Genomic DNA, 19637 nt, shown 5'->3' with positions numbered 1-19637 from the left:
ACACACTCAGGTCAAGTCCGCACAAAGCCCGATTCGAAGCGGATCTGGGCGCGGTCCAGGGCCGTGTCCGGGTCAGTGCCGTGGGCTTGGAGCCAGTGGAGGAGGTCGGCGATGAGTTCTGTCGCCGCCTCCTCTGACGCCGCGCGGGCGAGCGGAGAGCCAGTTCGGCCGGCTGCGGGGCCTCGGCCGTAGAGGGTGAGTACTGCCTCGGCGCCGGCTACCCGAGGGTCCGCCGCGGGGCGTTCCGTCGCAGGAAGGCCCGTGGCGAGCTCGCACCAGGACGTCTTGCCGTAGTCGTGAATGGTCACACCTCGACGGACAGCCTGGCACCGGTCGGGGCCCTGTTCCTGCGCTGGGAATCGCCGCGGATCGGGATCTCGGACCTCGACCCGTAGATGCGCGCCGTCCAGCGAGACCGTCACCCACGTCGGCGTCTCGGCTCCCACATGGGTGACAACGTCGGTGATGAGCTCGGTCACGCACTCCTGGACCGGGCCCAGGAGGCCAGGTACTCCCCAGAGTCTCAGGTTCGAGGCCAAGGCCCTTCGGAGGTGACCGAGCCGTTCAGGGACAGCGAGGAAGGGGATCTCGCAGCTCGTGCGTGACACGGAGCCCGGGTTCTTGTTCATGTTGATCTCACCTTCTGTTGCGGCGAGTTGGGTGGGGGAGGTCGGACCCGAGCGTGGCATGGGGTGTCTTGAAATGGAACTCTCATATCGAGAGACAGGAAGCACTCAACAGCCTGCGCGCCCCGGCGCGCACTCCCTTGCGCCCGACATAGAGCCCCGTGCAGGCTCGGCATGATTCACACGGAGGGCCGCGAGCATGGCAGTTGGACCAACCACCCGCAGGCGTCAGCTGGGCGCCCACCTACGCCGGCTGCGTGAGCGCAAAGGCATCACGCTGGAAGAGGCAGGCGCGCTCGTGGGTATCTCAAAGGCCACGTTGAGCAGGTACGAGACCAAGGAAGGGCCGGTCAAGTGGCCCGCTGTCGACGCTCTGTGCCGTGAGTACGGGGCGCCCGACGCCGAGCGTCAGGCCCTTGTCGAGTTGGCCAAGAGCGCCAGGATTCAAGGGTGGTGGCGTTCCCTGGCAGATCCCGTCCCCGAGTCCATGAACCTCATGCTGACCCTCGAGGACGAAGTGGTACGGGAGGATCACTACGCCAGCATGTACGTGCCCGGCCTGCTCCAGACTCGTGCGTACACCGAAGCAATTCATAGGGCTTCGGAAGTGAGCTACACAGAGCAGGAAGTCGCCCACTGGGTCGACATTCGCACGAAGCGACAGGCGCTGTTGTGGCGGGACGAGCCGCCTCGCCTGCATGTAGTACTCGACGAGGCCGTGGTCCGGCGGGTCACAGGAAACCGCGACACCATGCGCACGCAGCTTCGACACCTTCTGGACTGCACAGATTCACCACACATCACACTGCAGATCCTCCCGTTCTCCGCAGGCGCCCACGCGTCCGCCGCAACCAGCTTCCTCATCCTCGGCGGCCCGGAACCCTTGCTCGATGTCGTGTACCTCGACATCCTCGACGGTGGCCTGTTCATGGAGAAGACGCAGGAACTGGAGCGCTATAAGCTGGCCTTCGAATATTTGTGCAAGCGGGCGCTGGACGTCGATTCGTCTGCGGCAGCCATCGAACGGGCCTGCAAGGAGCTCTGATGGACGGCGATATACGCCTCGGGGTGCGCACCCTTCAGTGGGTGAAGTCCTCGTACAGCGGCGGCGCCGGAACCGAGTGCGTCGAGATGGCACGTACCACGGACCGCATGACCGCCGTTCGCGACTCCAAGGGCGCGGGCCGCCCCGTTCTCACCTTCTCGTGCACGGCGTGGGCGGAGTTCGTGGAAGGCGTACGACGCGGCGCGATCGCCTGACGCCCGGGCGCCCGAAGCTCGGGGTTCGGTAGCGGTATCGGCATCGTCGGGCCATGCCACCAGGGGATTTGAGCACCTGAGACTCGGGGGTCGGGATTCGAGCGATCCATGCAAGGAATGGGTGGAGGGCTTCTCCCCCCCTCCCACCCAGCCTCGCGCGTAAGCACGCCCACATGACTTTGCGCAACTCCGCAAGCACGCGCCGTGGTCAGCGTGTAGCGTGCGGCGCAACAAACGACCCCGGCCGGTGCTACCAACACCATGCCGGGGTCTGACCTCCAAGATCAGGAACAGTGATCTCATTGGCTTCCGCCAACCCTACCTCTCCGCCCATGGCCGCCTCCGGGTACGGGAAGCGTTCCGCCCCCGACCAAGCCCCGCGCGCCCGCGGCGACTTCGCCCACCTCCCCGCCCGCGAGGCGTCCATCGCCGCTCACCTCGACCGGCTTCCCGACGGCGCCGCCGTCGACATCAAGACCCTCGCCAAGGAGCTTCCGGCCTACGGTCAGCAGGCCGTCGCCTCCGCCCTCAAGGCCCTGTCCGCGGCCGGTCACCTGCGGCGTTTCAGGGAGCCCGTCGAAGGCTGTACGCAGTGGGTGTCCCGCTCATACTTCTCCCGCACCGCACGTGACGATGCCTGGTGGGAGACCTTCCTGGCGCGCAACTCCCGGCGGTCCGCGCCTTCGCCGGCCGCGCCCCCGGCCCAGGAGACGTCCCGGGAAAGAGCGCGGAACGAGCGCTCGCCCGCGTACATCGCCCTGGCCAGCCTTGGCTGCTCCGATCCTCGGCTGACGCTCTCCGCCGCCGAGTGCGCCGCCCTTGAGGAACTCGCCGTCGAGTGGTTCGCGCGGGGGATCACGCCGCTGGAGTTCGCGCGGATCCTCACAGCCGGCCTCCCCGACGTCATCCACTGCCCGGGCGCTTTCACCCGCAAGAGGCTCATCGACAGGCTGCCTCCCGAGCGTCCGGAGACCGCCTACGCACCGTCGCCTCACCGGGTGATGGAATGCACCGGCTGCGGCGCCCCTGGCCGTCCCGAAGCGCTCCCCGGTGGCCTGTGCCGCGGCTGTCGCGGCGACGCGCAGAGCCTGGAACTGTCCGACTCAGAATGGGACGCTGTCCACACTCGCGTCTCGCAATTGCGCGTGCTTGCCCGGACCAACCGTTAGGCAGCCGAGCACGCCCCCGTCCAGATCGCCCGCGCCCGCACCTTGTGGGAGAACACCCCCGGGCTGTCCTTCGTCCACGCGGAAGCACGTGACTTCCTCGCTTCGGCCACAACGGCCTTCGACGCGATCTACTCGGTATGGGGCGTCGTCTGGTTCACCGAGCCCGAGGACCTGTTCCCACTCATCGCCCAGCGCCTCAACCCTGGCGGTACATTCGCGTTCTCCCAGGCCGAGCCGGTCACCGATTCGTACGGACCCCAGCCGATGCGCGGCAAGTGGCTCGAAGGCCGGGAAGGCGAGCTGACCGTACTGCGCTGGCAGTACCCCCCGGCGGTCTGGGCCGACACGCTCAAACGCCACGGCTTCACCGACATCGACGCCGACATTCTTCCTGCGCCCCAGGAAGGTGACATCGGAACCCTCGTGGTGTCCGCCCGAGCACCCGGGTGACGAGACGGCCGCTTGCCGGTGGCCTCAGCGCGTGGAAAGCGCGCGCCCAGCGGCAACGTTCTCCCGGGTGCGGGCCAACGTCGACCGTAGTGCCGCGACGTAGCCCTCCCGTACGCGTTCCGCCTGTCCGTCGCCCTCCTCGCCCTCCGGGATTTCCATCGTGGCGCTGAAGGTGAGGGTGAGGCCCCTCTCGTCCTCGCCTATGTCGTTGTGGATCAGCCACGTCGCGCGGTCGTCCCGGCGGGAGAAGGTGACCCGGCGCTTCGGGTGGAAGGCCACCTCCTCCCGTACCCGCTCGCCGGCGATGACCACTTCGCGCACCAGGCCGTCGGGCCCGTGCTCCAGGACGGTGCACTCCTGCATCCCGGCCACGTACGGCACCGCGTTCCGCGCCTTGTCCAGGAGCCCCTCCCACACCTCGTCGCGGTCCAGACGCACCTGGTCCGTCCGCCCGGGCTCGTTGACCGGCACGGTCGCGGTGATGGTTCGCATGACATCCTCCTTGATCACCAATTGCTTGCGCGGCCAATTAAATGCCTCCATGGAGGGTTTCGCAAGCAGTAGTTGGGATCAGCCGCGACGACGATCCATATCCTTGCTTGTACAATCACCTCCATGTCCGCCACCCACGACACCGTCAGCCACGCCCTCGCCCGCGTCGCCCGCGTCCACCGCGCCGCCGCCGGGCAGTTGCTCCGCAGCCTGGGCCTCCACCCCGGGCAGGAGTTGCTGATGATGCAGCTGTGGGATCACGGGCCGCAGCCGCAGGCTCAGTTGATCGAGCGGCTCGGTCTGGACGCGTCCACCGTGACGCGGATGGTCCAGCGGCTGGAGCAGGCCGGCTTCGTCCGGCGGCGGCGCAGTGACACCGATCGGCGCGCGGTCCTCGTCGAGGCCACCGCCGCCGCGCAGGCGCTTCAGGAGCAGGTCGTCCAGGCGTGGCGGGAGCTGGAGGAGCTCACCCTGCGCGGGCTCGACGACTCGGAACGGGCCGGCCTCGCCGAGCTGCTGAGCCGCGTCGAGGGCAACCTCGGCCGGCTCGGGTAGCGGTCGGCTGGGGTGACAGCCGGCTCAGGTAGCGGCCGGCTCGGGTAGCGGCCGGCTCGGGTAACGGCCGGCTCCCCCGCTCTCCGTGGCGCGTAGCCCATGAAGTTAGCTTGGGGCAGATCGTTCGTCTTTGATGCGGAGGTTGCGGGATGGTTCGGATTCCGACGTCTGTTGTTGCCGCTGGTGGGCTCGTCGGTGGGTACGGCATCGCCCGGTGGACCAAGAAGCGGCCGCTCGGCGGGGTGGCCCTGGCCGCCGCGGGGGCCGTGGCCGCCCGGCAGTGGAACGGCACGGTCGGCGCGCCCAAGGCCGCCGCGCTGACCGGGCTCTACGTCGCCGCGTTCGGCGGGTCGCACCCGCTGGCCAAGAAGGTCGGAGCCTGGCCTTCCGTGTTCGCCGTGGCCGGTGGGGTCGCGCTGGCCTCCTGGGTCGTGGAGAGCCGGGGCTGAGACGTATGTACTGGGTGGGCGCCGTCTTGAGCGCCCACCCCGCCCTCCCTTACGCCGACGCCTCCGTCAGCCGCGCCAGCTCCGCCTCCGCGAGCTTCAGGTCCGCCACCGCCAGCAGCGCCGGCAGCTGCTCCACCGTGCGGGCGCTCGCCAGTGGCGAGGCGACCGTCGGCTGGGCCGCGAGCCAGGCCAGGGCGACCGTGGCGACCTCGGCCCCGTGCGCCGCGGCCACCTCGTCGAGGGCCGCGAGGACGCGCGGGCCGCGCTCGGACGACAAGTACTTGCCGGCGCCTTCCGCCCGGGGGCTGTCGACGGTGGTGCCGGGGCGGTACTTGCCCGTGAGGAAGCCGGACGCCAGGGCGTAGTACGGGACCGCCGCCAGGCCGTGCCTCGCCGCCACGGCCGCCAGTTCGCCCTCGTACGTCTCGCGCGAGACCAGGTTGTAGTGCGGCTGGATCGCGGCGTACTTCGCCAGGCCCTCGGCGTCGGAGAACTCCAGGGCCTCCGCCAGGCGCTCCGGGGTGATGTTGGAGGCGGCGATCTCGCGGACCTTGCCCTCCTTCACCAGCGCGTCCAGCGTCGAGAGGAACTCCTCGACCGGCACCGACAGGTCGTCGTAATGCGTGTAGTAGAGGTCGATGTAATCCGTGCCCAGCCGGCGGAGGGAATCCTCCACACCCGTCTTGATCGCGGTCGACGACAGCCCCCGCCGGTCGGGATAGCCCGCGCCGACCTTGGTGGCCAGGACGATGTCGGCGCGGTTGCCACGGGAGGCGAACCATTTGCCGATCACCGTCTCGGACTCGCCGCCGCTGTTTCCCGGGACCCACGCGGAATAGGCGTCGGCGGTGTCGATGAAATTGCCGCCCGCCGCCGCGTACGCGTCGAGGACCGCGAAAGACTCGGTCTCGTCCGCCGTCCAGCCGAACACATTGCCGCCGAGGGCCAGCGGATGGACGGAAAGGTTGCCGATCTTCTGGTGGTTGTGAGCGTGGTTGTGAGCCATGTTCCGGTTTAACTCCCTTGTGGGGTGTGGTTATTCCGCGGTCGCCGGTACGGGGCCCGGGTGCTTCGTCGACAGGGGCGCCGCGATCGATTCCAGCGAGCGCCCCTCCGCCCGTACCGCGAGGAACGCCGCGACCAGGCCCGCCAGGCACATCAGCGACGCGCCGATCTGGAAGGCCAGGACCGTGTCACCGACGACGCCGCTGCTGGTCAGGTCGGAGAAGAGCAGCGGGCCGCTGATGCCGCCGGCCGCCGTGCCCAGCGCGTAGAAGAACGCGATCGCCATGGCCCTCGTCTCCATCGGGAAGATCTCGGAAACGGTGAGATAGGCGCTGCTCGCGCCCGCGGAGGCGAAGAAGAGGACGACCGCCCAGCAGGCGGTGAGGGTCGTGGCGGTCAGCCGGCCGGCCCCGAAGAGCCAGGCCGTGCCGAAGAGCAGGACGCCGGGGAGCAGATAGGTCGACGAGATCATCACGCGCCGGCCGACCGTGTCGAAGAGCTTTCCGAGCACCAGCGGGCCGATGAAGTTCCCCGCCGCGATGACCGCGAAGAAGTAGCCGGTGCGCGAGGTGGAGACGCCGAAGAACGTCGTGAGGATCGCACCGAAGCCGAAGGTGATGGCGTTGTAGAGAAACGCCTGCCCGATGAAGAGCGACAGGCCCAGAATCGCCCGCCGCCGGTAGTCGGAGAAGACCGTACGGGCTATTTCCGCGAAGGTGACGGGCCCTCGCTGGTGAATGGTGATCTCACCCTCGGGCGGCGGCAGCCCGTGCCCCTTCTCCGCTTCCACCCGCCGCTCGATCGACGCGACGAGGTCCTCGGCCTCCTTGCCCCGGCCGTGGATGAAGAGCCAGCGCGGGCTCTCCGGCACATGGCGGCGCACGAGCAGGATGACGAGCCCCAGGACGACGCCCAGGGCGAAGGTGAGCCGCCAGCCCACGTCCATCGGGAAGATGCCGGTGTCCAGCATGACGAGGGACAGCAGGGAGCCGCCGACCGCGCCCAGCCAGAAGCTGCCGTTGATGATCAGGTCGACGCGGCCCCGGAAGGCGGCGGGTATCAGCTCGTCGATGGCGGAGTTGATGGCCGCGTACTCCCCGCCGATGCCGAAGCCGGTCAGGAAGCGAAACGTGAAGAACCACCAGGAGGAGAAGGACAGCGCGGTGAGCGCGGTCGCGGCCAGGTAGACCCCGAGCGTCACGATGAAGAGCTTCTTACGGCCGAACCGGTCGGTCAGCCGGCCGAAGTACAGCGCCCCCGTGCAGGCCCCCGCCACGTAGAGCGCCGCCGCCAGGCCCGTGACCTGCCCGGATGTCACGGGCAGACCGCTGCCGGACTCCGACAGCCGGCCGGCGATGTTGCCGACGACCGTGACCTCCAGGCCGTCGAGGATCCAGACCGTGCCGAGGCCGATCACCACCGTCCAGTGCCACCTCGACCACGGCAGCCGGTCGAGCCGGGCGGGCACCGAGGTGGTGATCGTCGCGTCGGAGGTCGCGTCGGGCGTCGCGTGAGCCGTCACGCACGCCGGGTATCCACTCGCGCGCCGGGTATGCAGCGCGGCGGGGGCCGTATGCAGCCCGGCGGAGCCGTATGCGGCCCGGCCCCCGCCGGGCCCGCCTCAGGGCTGGAGCCCCCTCGCGCGCAGCCACGACAACGGGGCCACCGGGCCGCCGCCACCCGGCCTGACCTCCAGATGCAGATGCGGACCGGTGACGTTGCCCGTCGCACCGACCCGGCCGATGACGTCCCCGGCGGCGACCTTCCCCGACGTCACGACCATCGACGACAGGTGGCAGAACCACAGCTCCGTACCGTCGTCCAGGCGCAGCACGATGCGGTAGCCGTACGCGCCCGCCCAGCCGGCCTGGGTGATCGTGCCGCCGCCCACCGCCTTGACGGGCGTGCCCGTCGGAGCCGCGAAGTCCTCACCGGTGTGGTTCGCGGACCACATGCCGCCGGCCTGGCCGAAGCCCGCGGTCAGGGTGTACGAGCCGACGGGCAGGCTGTACGAGCCCGAGCGCGCGCCCGTTCCCGATCCGGAGGACGCCTTGCCGGAGGACCCCTTGGACGACGACGAAGACGAAGACCCGGACGAGGACGGCGAACGCTCCTGCTTCGCCGCCGACTCCTTGGCCTCGGCCTCCGCCGCCGCCGAAGCCTCGGCCGCCTCCCGCGCCGCCGTCTCCGCGGCCTTCACCTCCGCCGCCCGCTCCCGGGCGGCCTCCCGCTGCGCCTCCACGGCCTCCCGCGCCTTGGTGGCGCGCGCCTCGTCCTCGGCGGCGTTCTGCTGGTACTCCGCCTGCTGGAGGATGCGGGCGCGCAGCGCCTCGCCCGCCGTCGCCGCGCCACGGGCCGCGTCCTCGGCGGACAGGCCCGCCCGGGTCAGCGGCTGATCGGCGCCGGGCGCGGCGGCGACCGCCTCGGAAGCGGCTCTTCCGGCAGCGGCGGCGGCAGCGGTCTTCACGTCCTCGCCGCCGTCGTCGCCCATGTCCATGAACGCCCCGACGACGGGTATCCGCGTCAGGTCCGGTACGGAGATCGGGGCCGGCGGACGGTCCTGGGCGCTCGCCATGCCGCCCGCGCCGACGGCCGCCATCACGCCGACGCCGAGCACCGCGCCGCTGCGGGCCATCGTGCCGCCGCGCTGCTTGGCCACCCGGTGCCGGCCCCGGGCGGAAGCGGAACCGGAAGCGGAAGTGGAGGCGGGAGCGCCGGGTACGGGCGCGGCGCGCGGGGTGCCGGGGGCCGCGTGGCCCTCGTCCGGCTCGGCGTACGCGTCCCGCTCGACGTACGCAGGCATATATCCGGGAACGAGTCCTGGAACGGGGCCGGGCAACGGCTCGGACCCGTACTCGGCCGCGTACTCGGGCACATGGGCGGCTTCGTAACCGGGCGCGTACGCACCGGGCGAGTACGACGCGGACTCGACCTCGTACCCGGTGTCGTAATCAGGCACGTACTCGGGCACGTATTCGGGTATGCGACCGAGGGTGTGCCCGGCGGCGTAATCCGTCGGGTACGGCATCCCGTACCCGGACGGAGAGGGGACGTGCGGCAGCGGACTGTCGCCGAGGGCAGGCTCGTTGGACGCCACGGGGGCGTTCTCCTTTCCTTCCTTCTCGCCTACCGGGTTAGCTGACGGGTTCGGAGCAGGAAGGTCTCCTACGGGCCGGGGTACGGCCCGATTCACCCCAGGGTTGGTGGTTCCCCGGTTCCCAGATACCGCTGGTGGAGCAGGTGGAGCTGTGCCCGAGGGATTCGGCGAAGGCGCACGGCGCCGCCTCTTACGGCGGTTGTGAGGACCGCGCTGCGTTATCGAACGTTAATAGACTTGCCAGCCGGAATCCAAGCCGAAAGCGTGAATCCGCCGACTCCTTGGCCAGACTTTACGATGCGTCGACAGATGATCATTCGTCAGTTCGCACACCCGGGCGCTTACCTGAGCAGGTATCCGTTCGCACAAACGGATCAAGATCCACTACGTACGGTGCCGGCCGCCTTTTGCACCGCGGCCGCGCCGGCCGCCGCCCCGGTCACCGCACGGTGATATCGGCCGTCCCCGCGCCGAATGGCGAGCAGCGCCATGTCGTCCTCCGTGTGCCCGCCCGAGTGGTGGGTGACGTCCATGACGAGGACGTCGAGGAGCGACTCCGGGCTCCTGAAGGGGCGGCCCGACAGCCGCGTCCTCGGGTCGTAGAAGACACCGTTCGCATCCCGGGCCTCCGTGACCCCGTCCGTAAACAGCAGCAGCATCGCTCCCGTGGGGAACTCCCACTCCTCCACCCGGTCCGGCCACACCCCCAGGTCGCCCATCCCGAGGGGCAGGGCGGGAACGGCGGGCTCCGCCTCTCCGACGCGGCCGTCCGTGTAGAGCAGCAGGGGCGCCGGGTGGCCCCGGTTCACCAGGCGCAGGACGGGCTCACCTGGCGGCATCTCCCCCAGCACGGCCGTGGTGAAGCCCTCGAACTGATCCAGGTTCGCGCGCCGGGAGCCTTCTCTCTGCAACGCGCGCTCCAGGCGTTCCGCGAGCCCCTCCAGCGTGCGCTCCTGCTCGGCCGCCTCCCGGAACGCGCCGATCACCACGGCGACGGCCTCCACCGCTTCCAGCCCTTTGCCCCGTACGTCGCCGACGATGACGCGCACCCCGTGCGGGGTGTCCTGGACCGCGTAGAGGTCGCCGCCGATGCGGGCGTCCGCCTGCGCCGCTACGTACCGCGCCGCGATGCGGAGGCTGTCGATACGGGCGGGAGGCGCCGGCAGTACGGCGCGCTGGGCGGTCTCGGCGATGCCCCGGGCCGAGGCCAGCTGCTGGGAGCTGCGGCGGGCGAGGCGGTTGATGCCGAGAGCGAGCAGGGAGACCACCGCGATGGCGAGGACCTCGCTCAGGGACGCGCCGAAGTCGTCCGCGCGATCGTAGAAGGCGAGCGCGATCGCGGCCGCCGTGGCCGCGGCGGCGGCGCCGGCGGTCGCACGCCAGGAGGAGAGGGGGGCCGCGACGAGAGGCGCGGCGGAGAGCAGCGGGGCGCTGGTGTAGTGGGAGGGGGTGGCCAGGTCGAAGAAGACGCCGGCGGCGATCAGGGCCGCCGGAAGCCTGCGGGCGACCCGCCTGGCCATGGGGTTCCGGTGCCCGTATCGGTTCCCCACCGCGCTCTCTCCTGACCGGACGTCCCGCACGTCACGCGGCCTACCCTTCCGGGTGGGGGGCGTGGGGGCGAACGGTGGTGGGCCAAGCGGGGGGCCTGCGGCGCGGCGGGGATCGGGCGGGCCTCGGTGGGTACGGCGGGGGTACGTGCGGGGCTTTTCCCCTACCCGCCCCTTCCCGAACCCGGGGCTCCGCCCCGGACCCCGGTCCTCAAACGCCGGACGGGCTGAAAATCGGCCCGTCCGGCGTTTGAGGACACCGCGCGTCAGCGCGGAAAGGGGGCCCGGGCGTCAGCCCAGGGAAGGGGCGCCCGCGCGCTGCGCGCTACGCAGGACGGCGGCGCCGCCGCCCGCGCCGCCGCCGCTGCGGCGGGGCGGCCGGCCGCGTTGCCGGGGCGGCTGTCGGCGGACCGGCGGGAGCCGTTGCCGTTGCCACCGGCCGCGAGGCCGCGGAAGCCGCCGCCACCGGACCCGCCGGTGGCACCGGAAGCGCCCGACTCCGTACGCGTACGGCCGCGACCGCCCCGGCTGCCGCGCGAAGCGGAACCGGCGGCGGAACCGCCCGCCGCGCCCGAGCCGCGCGAACGCGAACGGGACGACGACTTGCCGGAGCCCTGCGGCTGGGCCGGGACCGGCGGCGCGATGACCACCGCGACACCACTGGGCTCACGGGCACCGGTGATACGGGCGAGCTCCGGGTCGCGCGGGTGGGTGTTGATGACGTTCGGGGTGATCTTCGCCGTGACCATCATGCGGCTCATCTCGCGGCGCTGCTCGGGCAGCACCAGCGTGACGACCGTGCCGGACTCGCCCGCGCGCGCCGTGCGGCCGCCGCGGTGCAGGTAGTCCTTGTGGTCCGTCGGCGGGTCGATGTTCACGACCAGGTCGAGACCGTCGATGTGGATGCCGCGCGCGGCCACGTTCGTCGCGACCAGGGCGGTGACCTGGTCGGTGCGGAACAGCTCCAGGGTGCGGTTGCGCTGCGGCTGGCTCTTGCCGCCGTGCAGCGCCGCCGCCCGTACGCCCTCGGAGAGCAGCTTCTTCACCAGCCGGTCGGCGCCGCGCTTGGTGTCCACGAACATGATCACGCGGCCCTCGCGGGCGGCGATGCGCGTGACGGCGTCCTTCTTGTCCTGGTCCGTGAGGTGGAACAGGTGGTGGTCCATCGTGGAGACCGCGCCCACGGACGCGTCGACGGAGTGGGTCACCGGGTCGGACAGGAAGCGGCGGACGAGCCGGTCGACGTTGCGGTCCAGGGTCGCGGAGAACAGCATCCGCTGACCGTCCGGGTCGACCTGGTCGAGCAGCTTGGTGACCTGCGGCAGGAAGCCCATGTCGGCCATCTGGTCGGCCTCGTCCAGGACCGTGATCGCCACGTCGCCGAGCTTGCAGTCGCCGCGCTGGATCAGATCCGCGAGCCGGCCGGGGGTGGCGACCAGCACCTCGGCGCCGCGCGCCAGCGTCTGGGCCTGGCGGCCGATGGACATACCGCCGACGACCGTGGCGATCCGCAGGTTGACGGCGGTCGCGTAGACGCTGAGCGAGTCGGTGACCTGCTGCGCCAGCTCACGGGTGGGGACGAGCACCAGGGCGAGCGGACGCCCGGACTCGGCGCGGCGGCCGGCCGTACGGGCCAGCAGCGCCAGGCCGAAGGCGAGGGTCTTGCCGGAGCCCGTACGGCCGCGGCCGAGGACGTCACGGCCACTGAGCGAGTTCGGCAGCGTCGCGGCCTGGATAGGGAACGGCTCGGTGACGCCCTCGCGGGTCAGCGTGGCGAGCAGGCCGTTCGGCATGTCCAGGTCGGCGAAGGCGGCCACGGGCGGCAGCGCGGGGGTGGTGGAGACCGGGGTCTCGAATTCGCCCTGGAGCGGGGCGGCGGCCGGGCGGCGGCGTGCGGACTGACCACCGCGGCCGGACTGGCCGCCACGGGACGGCTGGCCCGAGCGCGAGCGCGGGGAGCCGCCGCCGTCGGAGGAGCGGGCGGGGCGGGCGGAGCGAGTCATACGGGGACCTTCCCTCAATGGGGTGGCACGCCCGAGATGAGGACTTCGCATCGCGAGACCCGGCCGGGACGGGACGGGCGGCGGAAAAGCCTGGGCGCGCTGGTGCGGGGGCGACAATGGGGCCCGCACCCAGTGGTGCGGGCCCCATTGCGTCAAGCGTGATGCGTTGCCCGGCAGGGTCGTACGACCTGGGCCGGAACGGCCGTGAGGCCGGTCAGCCGACTGCCGGGCGGGCGATCATCGTCAGGCGGGGACGATGTTCTCGGCCTGCAGGCCCTTCTGGCCCTGCGTGACGTCGAAGGAAACCTTCTGGCCCTCGAGGAGCTCACGGAAGCCGGAGGAGGCGATGTTCGAGTAGTGGGCGAAGACGTCCGGGCCGCCGCCGTCCTGCTCGATGAAGCCGAAGCCCTTTTCCGAGTTGAACCACTTCACGGTGCCAGTAGCCATGTCTATCTCCTTGTGAATGGGATGGGCCCCACACCGGAATAGACCGGCTAAAAACAAAAATGCGCCTTCGGCTACATAACCGTCAGGCGCACACGAGTTCATGGGTACCACAACTGCAACTCGAACGACCATAACACACGCCGGTGGCCCCCCGTAACCCCCCTTCCGTCGACGATCACCAAGCCCAGGCGTCGGGACGGGGCCGGGCGGGCCGGGACAGGGGCGGACAAGCCCGGACAGGGCCGGTCCGGGCCCTTCCCGGCCCCCTCCCGCTCCCGCTCCCGCTCCCGCTCCCGGCCTACTACAGCTCCACGCCCTGGGCGCGGGCGTGCCGGTCCGCCGCCACCTCGGCCTCCGCCTCGTCGAGATAGACCTCGCAGACGAGCCTGCCGTCCGTGTTCATGTTGTGCTCCAGCTCCCAGAGGCTGACCTCGCCCCCGCCCTCCAGCAGGAACGCGTGCTCGTAGAAGCGGCACCAGGTCGCGTCCCGGCCCGCGCCCCGGCGCCTGGGCTTGGTGATCAGCGCGATGTGGTGGCCGAGCGCCCCCTGGAGCAGCTCCCGCACCACCTCGCCCGGCCCGTCCTCGTTCTCCGCGCGGCGCAGCAGGCGGCGGGCGTGGTCGGGCGACGCCTCGCAGGCGTACTCCCGGCGGGGCCGGGTCGGGCCCATGGCGAGCAGCAGTTCCTCGGCCAGCCAGGCGGGCAGCTCCTCGGCCTCGCCGCCGGGGCCGATGCCGCCGCCGATCCGCTCGTGCACCCTGCGCTCGGCCCGGTCGAGGGCGTCCTCCAGGGCGTAGAGCTCGTAGAGGAAGTCTTCCTCGGGGCCGGTGTCGTGCTCCAGCTCGTACAGCTGCAGGCTGCTGCCGTCGGCGAGCAGGAAGACATGCCGGTAGGTGTTGCAGCGCAGGGGGCGGGCCTCGTCGTTGCGCTGGCGGTACGAGCGGAGTTCGGCCTGGTGCATCAGGGCGGTCCGCAGCCGGGTGAGCACCGGTTCGGCGATCTCGAAGCCGTTCTGCGCGCGGTCCAGCAGCTCGCTCACGTGCTCGGCCGGGGTGGTGCCGTCGCCGCGCTCCCCGGCGGGCCGGCCGTGCGCCGGGCGCGCCACGGGCTCGGTGCGCCCCTGACACCGCTCGCGCTCCGTGCGCCCGCTCCCGCTCTCACCCTCACCCGCTCGCGAGTTCTCCACGGCCCTCGACCTCCCGACCTTCGCCACACCCACCCCGCGCACTTACCGTAGCGGCGCGAACACGGCAGAGGGGCGGGATTCCGGCGAACTCGTCGGATGAGGGCCCGAGTCAGCGGAAGCGGTGGTTCAGCGGCCTTCTCCCCGGCTCCCCCACCGGGGCGGGCCCGCAGCGCATGTCCCGCCGGGCGCCGGGGAATTCGCGGCCGGGGCGACCGGAGGGAGCGTCACACGGCGGCTCCGCACCCGGCGTAGGCCCGCCACCCGGCCTCCCACCAGCTCCGCACGGCGACCTCTTCGCCGCCCCGGGCACTCCCCCGTCAGGCCGGCGCGGACTCCCGCAGCCGGCCCGCTGGGCCCCCTCGAAAGCCGACGCGCGGAAACTCCGCGTGGACACAGGGTGCGGGGACGGCGAGGCGTGGGACACGACACGCGCGACAAGCGGTGTACGTGCCGTGCGATAGCCCTTTGGTACGACATCGGCGTAAGGAAGCCGGGGGAAGCCACCGAACGGTGCATACGGAAGAGATGTCTCCGCAACTGATCTCCAAGGGGATGGCGACCGGTCCGCGAAGCACCTCCCACAACGCCGGAACGCCCCGCCCGGTAAGCCCGGACGGGGCGCTCCATCGCAGGTCAGCCGGGATTCCGGCGCCTGCCGCGGTAGGCCGTGTGGGACTCGAACCCACAACCAATGGATTAAAAGTCCACTGCTCTGCCAATTGAGCTAACGGCCCGCACCCCGCAGCATAGCCCGCGCGACCGCGTTATCCCGAGTCGTTATGGCCCACACAACGGCCGGGGATGGCGACGCAGCGGGGCCCGTACGACACCGATGTGCCGTACGGGCCCCAAGTCACCTGCGGTTATCAGCCGTTGCGCTTCCAGCGCGGCTTGTCGTCACGGCGACCGAAGGAGCCGGTGCCGGTGCCGCCGCGGTGGTCGTCACGACGGCCGTACGGGCGGTCGCCGCCACCGGAGCGGTGGCCGCCGGCGGGGCGGTCGTCGCGACGGTCGCGGTTGAACGGACGGTCGCTGCCACCGGAGCGGAAGCCACCGGACGGGCGGTCGTCACGGCGGAAGCCACCGGAGGGACGGTCGTCGCGGCGGAAGCCGCCACCGGCCGGACGGTCGTCACGACGCTCGTCACGGCGGAAACCACCGGACGGACGGTCGTCACGACGGAAGCCACCACCGGCCGGACGGTCGTCACGACGCTCGTCACGGCGGAAACCACCGGACGGACGGTCATCGCGGCGGAAGCCGCCACCGGCCGGACGGTCGTCACGACGCTCGTCGCGACGGAAACCACCGGACGGACGGTCGTCACGACGGAAACCACCCGAGGAGCGGTCGTCACGACGGTCATCGCGGCGGAAGCCACCGGAGGGGCGGTCGTCGCGGCGGTCGTCACGACGGAAGCCACCGGACGGGCGGTCATCGCGGCGGAAACCACCCGAGGAGCGGTCGTCGCGACGGTCGTCACGACGGAAGCCACCGGAGCGGTCGTCGCGGCGGTCGAAGTTGCCACGCTCGTCACGGCGCTCGTAGGCCGGGGCGGTCTGCGCGGGCACGGCAGCGGCGGCGGCTTCCTCGGCCTGGGCCTCGTTGGCGGCGGCCTCGGCCGCGGCGGCCACGGCGGCCTCCGGGTCCTCGCCACGCTCACGGGCGGCGCGCGCGGTCAGGCGGTCGGCCTCCTCGCGGAGCTCGGTCGCACGGCGCTGGGCGCGCTCGAGCTGACGGGTGAGCTCCTGGAGGTCGCGCTCGGCCTGCTTGGCGGCGTTGGCGGCGGAGTCGGCCTGGACCTCGGTGAGGGAACGGGCGCCGGTGATCTTGGCGACCTCCTCGTCGAAGGCGCCGGAGCCGCCGACGATGTGGCGCGAGGCGTCGACGCCCGCGTCCTCCATCAGGCGGAAGATCTGCTTGCGCTGGTGCGGCAGGGCCAGGGAGACGACCGTGCCGGACTGGCCGGCGCGGGCCGTACGGCCGGAGCGGTGCAGGTAGTCCTTGTGGTCACCGGCGGGGTCGACGTTCAGGACCAGGTCGATGCCGTCGACGTGGATACCGCGGGCGGCGACGTCGGTGGCGACCAGGCAGTTCACGTAGCCGGCCTTGAAGTCCTCCAGGACGCGGCTGCGGGCGCCCTGGGTCATGCCGCCGTGCAGGGCGTCGGCCTTCACACCGGCGTCGAGCAGCTGCTCGGCGACGCGGTCGGCGCCCAGCTGGGTGCGGACGAAGATGATGGTGCGGCCCTTACGGGCGGCGATGGCGGCGGTGACCGGCGCCTTGTCCTTCGGCTTCACGACGAGGACGTGGTGGGTCATGGTGGTGACGGCACCGGCGGAGGGGTCGACCTCGTGCGTGATCGGGTTGACCAGGTAGCGCTTGACCAGGGTGTCGATCTCGTTCTCCAGGGTGGCGGAGAACAGCAGGCGCTGGCCGCCGGCCGGCACCTGGTCGAGGATCTCGGTGACCTCGGGCAGGAAGCCCATGTCGGCCATCTGGTCGGCCTCGTCGAGGACGGCGACCTCGACCTTGTCGAGCTGGGCGGCACCGCGGTTGAGGATGTCGCGCAGACGGCCCGGGGTGGCGACGAGGATGTCGACGCCGCGCTCCAGGGCGTAGATCTGGTTGCCCATGGACGTACCGCCGCAGACGACCTTCATCTTCAGGCCGAGGACGTCGCCGTAAGGCTGGAGGGCGTCGGCGACCTGCATCGCCAGCTCGCGGGTCGGGGTGAGGATCAGGCCGCGGGGGCGCTTCTTCTCGGTGTGGCCGCCGGCCAGCGTGGACAGCAGCGGGAGACCGAAGGAGAGCGTCTTGCCGGAGCCCGTACGGCCACGGCCGAGGATGTCCTTGCCGGCCAGGGCGTCCGGGATGGTCGCGGCCTGGATCGGGAACGGGGTGGTGACACCGTTCTGCGCGAGCTTGCGGACGATCGCGTCGTCCAGACCGAGGTCACCGAAGGTGATCGTCGGCTCGGCGGGCTCGGTGGCCTCGTCGGCGACGGCCTCGGCGGCCTCGGGAGCGTCGACGACCTCGACGGTGTCGACGGCCTCGGTGACGACGATCTCGTCGCCCTCGGGCATGACGGTGTTCTCAGTGGAAATAGACATGCGAAATGCGAAACCTTCCGGAGTTTCGGCACGCGCCCAAGCTCCGTGTCGGCTTCACAAATGACCGCCTCGATGCGGTCAGCCACGGCAAGGTAAGGAACGCGCCACACGGCGCGCTTCTGTCAGGCGCCGGGCAAATGGGATCAAACGATCTACCACCATACGCACTCCCCACCCCCGAGCGCAAGCCGCCCCCCGAATGGCCTACGCCACAGGACCCGCCTGAGGGCCCGGCTGGGGCGCCGGAGGGGTGGTGGACGGGGGCGCCGGGGTGGCGGGCGGCGGCGGTGCCGGGCTGCTCGGCGGGGGCGGCGGCGCCTGGGAGGGCGCGGGCGGCTTGCCCGGTACCGGGACGGTACCGGGACCCGAGCCGGGCGGCTTGGGCTTGCCTCCCGGCTTACCCGGCTTCGCCGCCTCCGGCGAAGCCTCGGGGTCGCCGGAGGGCGAGGCGGAGGACGCGGCGGACGCGCCCTTGGCCGCCGGACTGCCGCTCGCGCCCTTCACGGCCCGCGCGTCCGGGCGGCCCGGCCGGGCGCCCGGCATGTGCACCCCGCCGTCCGGCTCCGGAGCGGCCTCGCGGCGCTTGTCCGCGCCGGAGCCGGACGGAGCGGGCCGCTCCGGGTCGCTCACACTCATGCACCCCCCGAGCGCCAGGGCCGCGACGGCCACGGCCGCGATCCGGGTGACGGCTGTGTGGGCTGAGGTGGAGCGCATGAAGGGGACCGCCTTCGGATCGCGTGGGACAGGCCCCCTGCCCAACTGGCCCCGCCCCGCGCAGGACACGCGTGGGGCCCTGTCACACGCCTCACCCGTCACCGGGGACCCGAAGGCCCCTCCGGCCCCGCGCCCTCGGTCCCGCACAGGGCTTCACCCGGGCCCCTGCCGCCACCGGGTCACGCGGCGGGCCCTCGGCCGGGCGGTGTGCCGGGCGGTGCGCTGCGTGGCACCGGCCGACTGCCGACCGCGGCCCGGCCGCGCCTCGGGCGCACCCCGACCGCGCCTCGGCCACACCCCGGCCGCACCCCGGTCTCGCCCGCGGCCGCGCCCCGGCCGCGGCTGAGCCGCGCCTCGCCCCGACGGGCGCGAACCCGCGCGGCGCCGCCCGGCCGCGGGCCGCCCACCGGCCGCCCGCGCTCCGTCCGCCCTCAGCCGCGCCTCGGCCCCGGCTCCGATCCGGATCCGCCCCGGGCTCCGATCCCGGCTCCGGCTCCGACCCCGGCCGCTCACCCGTACCCGATCACCCGTACCCGAGCGCGTGCAGCCGCTCGTCGTCGATGCCGAAGTGGTGCGCGACCTCGTGAACGACCGTCACCTCCGTCTCGTGGACGACCTCTTCCCGGTCCTCGCACATCCGGAGCGTCGGGCCCCGGTAGATCGTGATCCGGTCCGGCAGCACCCCGGCGTACCACTCGCCGCGCTCGGTCAGCGGCGTCCCCTCGTAGAGGCCGAGCAGCTCCGGGTCGTCCGCCGGGGGCTCGTCCTCCACGAACACCGCGACGTTGTCCATCAGCCGCGTCAGCTCCGGCGGGATCCGGTCCAGGGCCTCGGCGACCAGTTCCTCGAACTCCTCGCGCGTCATCTCCAGCACGCTCGCCATTGTCCGGCACGGGCGCGCTCCGCGCCGTACCCCGGAACGGCCGCCGACGGCCCCCGGCCCCGCCGTCGCGGGCCGCCGCCACCCACTCGGCACCCACTCGTCACACCCTCGGCACCCCCTCACCCGGTCCCCCGTCACCCCTTCGCCCGGCCCGCCACCCCGCGCCGCGCCCGGCCGCCGGCAAACCGTTTTGGCGTTTCTCCCTGCATCCCATATGCTTCTCACGTCCCCGAGGCGCTGCGAAGCGCCCAGGTGGGCCATCAGCCCTCATCGTCTAGTGGCCCAGGACGCCGCCCTTTCAAGGCGGTAGCACGGGTTCGAATCCCGTTGGGGGCACGCTTTACCGTGTGCGAGACTAGTGCTCGCACATAGCAAGGTCCTGTGGAGCAGTTTGGAGTGCTCGCCACCCTGTCAAGGTGGAGGCCGCGGGTTCAAATCCCGTCAGGACCGCTGCGATTCCTCGTGGATCGCGTGGCTGGGTAGCTCAGTTGGTACGAGCGTCCGCCTGAAAAGCGGAAGGTCGCCGGTTCGACCCCGGCCCCAGCCACAGCGTGAGCCCCTCGTCGTCAGACGGGGGGCTCAGTGGTTTACCCCGCTAAATGCGTTCGCCGCTTCCCGGCGGCTGGTGCGATCCTGGACCC

At 71.7% G+C, this 19637-nt stretch carries 18 protein-coding genes, 4 tRNA genes and 1 riboswitch; of the genes, 9 read left to right on the top strand and 13 right to left on the bottom strand.

From position 1 onward, the window contains the following. Positions 1-11: 11 nt before the first annotated feature. Positions 12-629 (bottom strand): ATP-binding protein, encoded by a 618-nt coding sequence (locus tag AF335_RS14355; protein WP_221505612.1) that lies wholly within the window; start codon positions 627-629, stop codon positions 12-14. 196 nt (positions 630-825) lie between these two features. Between AF335_RS14355 and AF335_RS14350 the strand changes: the two genes are divergently transcribed. The 4 genes from AF335_RS14350 (at position 826) to AF335_RS14335 (ending at position 3505) form a co-directional block, all read left to right on the top strand. Further along, positions 826-1671 carry a helix-turn-helix domain-containing protein gene (locus tag AF335_RS14350; protein WP_102918672.1) on the top strand — a complete coding sequence of 282 codons (846 nt, stop codon included), beginning with the start codon at positions 826-828 and terminating at the stop codon, positions 1669-1671. Beyond that, a complete protein-coding gene (locus AF335_RS14345) occupies positions 1671-1886 on the top strand; it encodes a DUF397 domain-containing protein (RefSeq protein WP_102918671.1) in 216 nt (71 codons plus the stop codon). Before AF335_RS14350 ends, AF335_RS14345 begins: the two co-directional genes overlap by 1 nt. A gap of 332 nt (positions 1887-2218) precedes the next feature. Continuing rightward, a complete protein-coding gene (locus AF335_RS14340) occupies positions 2219-3055 on the top strand; it encodes a hypothetical protein (RefSeq protein WP_228772922.1) in 837 nt (278 codons plus the stop codon). 24 nt (positions 3056-3079) lie between these two features. Further along, positions 3080-3505: a class I SAM-dependent methyltransferase gene (locus AF335_RS14335; protein ID WP_107503480.1), complete on the top strand. Its 426-nt coding sequence runs from the start codon at positions 3080-3082 to the stop codon at positions 3503-3505. 24 nt (positions 3506-3529) lie between these two features. On the opposite strand, the gene AF335_RS14330 is transcribed toward AF335_RS14335, so the two are convergent. Then, entirely contained in the window at positions 3530-3997 is a 468-nt protein-coding gene (locus AF335_RS14330) for an SRPBCC family protein (protein WP_170127685.1), read from the bottom strand. A gap of 123 nt (positions 3998-4120) precedes the next feature. Between AF335_RS14330 and AF335_RS14325 the strand changes: the two genes are divergently transcribed. Next, the gene (locus tag AF335_RS14325; RefSeq protein ID WP_102918668.1) at positions 4121-4552 is read left to right on the top strand and encodes a MarR family winged helix-turn-helix transcriptional regulator; all 432 of its coding nucleotides are present in this window, start codon (positions 4121-4123) and stop codon (positions 4550-4552) included. Positions 4553-4701: 149 nt separating this feature from the next. After that, positions 4702-5001 (top strand): hypothetical protein, encoded by a 300-nt coding sequence (locus AF335_RS14320; protein ID WP_102918667.1) that lies wholly within the window; start codon positions 4702-4704, stop codon positions 4999-5001. A 49-nt stretch (positions 5002-5050) separates the two neighbouring features. On the opposite strand, the gene AF335_RS14315 is transcribed toward AF335_RS14320, so the two are convergent. The 11 genes from AF335_RS14315 to AF335_RS14265 form a co-directional block, all read right to left on the bottom strand. Continuing rightward, on the bottom strand, positions 5051-6007 hold the full coding sequence (locus AF335_RS14315; RefSeq protein ID WP_102918666.1) for an aldo/keto reductase: 957 nt from the start codon (positions 6005-6007) through the stop codon (positions 5051-5053). 30 nt (positions 6008-6037) lie between these two features. After that, positions 6038-7528: an MFS transporter gene (locus AF335_RS14310; protein ID WP_102918665.1), complete on the bottom strand. Its 1491-nt coding sequence runs from the start codon at positions 7526-7528 to the stop codon at positions 6038-6040. A gap of 99 nt (positions 7529-7627) precedes the next feature. Further along, positions 7628-9103, bottom strand: a complete 1476-nt coding sequence (locus AF335_RS14305; protein ID WP_244927012.1) for a M23 family metallopeptidase — start codon at positions 9101-9103, stop codon at positions 7628-7630. An 11-nt stretch (positions 9104-9114) separates the two neighbouring features. Then, positions 9115-9259, bottom strand: a riboswitch (cyclic di-AMP (ydaO/yuaA leader). A 218-nt stretch (positions 9260-9477) separates the two neighbouring features. Continuing rightward, positions 9478-10623: a PP2C family protein-serine/threonine phosphatase gene (locus AF335_RS14300; protein ID WP_102918664.1), complete on the bottom strand. Its 1146-nt coding sequence runs from the start codon at positions 10621-10623 to the stop codon at positions 9478-9480. Positions 10624-10916: 293 nt separating this feature from the next. Beyond that, positions 10917-12653 (bottom strand): DEAD/DEAH box helicase, encoded by a 1737-nt coding sequence (locus AF335_RS14295; protein WP_102918663.1) that lies wholly within the window; start codon positions 12651-12653, stop codon positions 10917-10919. A gap of 243 nt (positions 12654-12896) precedes the next feature. Then, positions 12897-13100, bottom strand: a complete 204-nt coding sequence (locus AF335_RS14290) for a cold-shock protein (RefSeq protein ID WP_037661310.1) — start codon at positions 13098-13100, stop codon at positions 12897-12899. 301 nt (positions 13101-13401) lie between these two features. After that, a complete protein-coding gene (locus AF335_RS14285) occupies positions 13402-14286 on the bottom strand; it encodes a DUF6227 family protein (protein WP_311775607.1) in 885 nt (294 codons plus the stop codon). 661 nt (positions 14287-14947) lie between these two features. Beyond that, a tRNA-Lys gene (locus AF335_RS14280) sits at positions 14948-15020 on the bottom strand. A 132-nt stretch (positions 15021-15152) separates the two neighbouring features. After that, positions 15153-17399, bottom strand: coding sequence for a DEAD/DEAH box helicase (locus AF335_RS14275; protein ID WP_102918661.1), 2247 nt, complete (start codon positions 17397-17399; stop codon positions 15153-15155). A 204-nt stretch (positions 17400-17603) separates the two neighbouring features. Then, positions 17604-18113: a hypothetical protein gene (locus AF335_RS14270; RefSeq protein ID WP_102918660.1), complete on the bottom strand. Its 510-nt coding sequence runs from the start codon at positions 18111-18113 to the stop codon at positions 17604-17606. Between the two features lie 523 nt (positions 18114-18636). Then, complete coding sequence (locus AF335_RS14265; RefSeq protein ID WP_087930580.1) at positions 18637-18987, bottom strand: metallopeptidase family protein; 351 nt, start codon at positions 18985-18987, stop codon at positions 18637-18639. 272 nt (positions 18988-19259) lie between these two features. Between AF335_RS14265 and AF335_RS14260 the strand changes: the two genes are divergently transcribed. From AF335_RS14260 to AF335_RS14250, 3 genes are all read left to right on the top strand, one after another. Further along, positions 19260-19332: transfer RNA gene (locus AF335_RS14260), tRNA-Glu, on the top strand. Between the two features lie 39 nt (positions 19333-19371). Next, a tRNA-Asp gene (locus AF335_RS14255) sits at positions 19372-19446 on the top strand. A 23-nt stretch (positions 19447-19469) separates the two neighbouring features. Then, positions 19470-19543 (top strand) — tRNA-Phe (locus tag AF335_RS14250). Positions 19544-19637 lie beyond the last annotated feature (94 nt).

The organism is Streptomyces eurocidicus (genome assembly GCF_002891295.1).
GTDB lineage: Bacteria > Actinomycetota > Actinomycetes > Streptomycetales > Streptomycetaceae > Streptomyces > Streptomyces eurocidicus.
The sequence above is the reverse complement of the archived record's forward strand: the minus strand, read 5'-3'. Positions and strand labels throughout refer to the sequence as shown.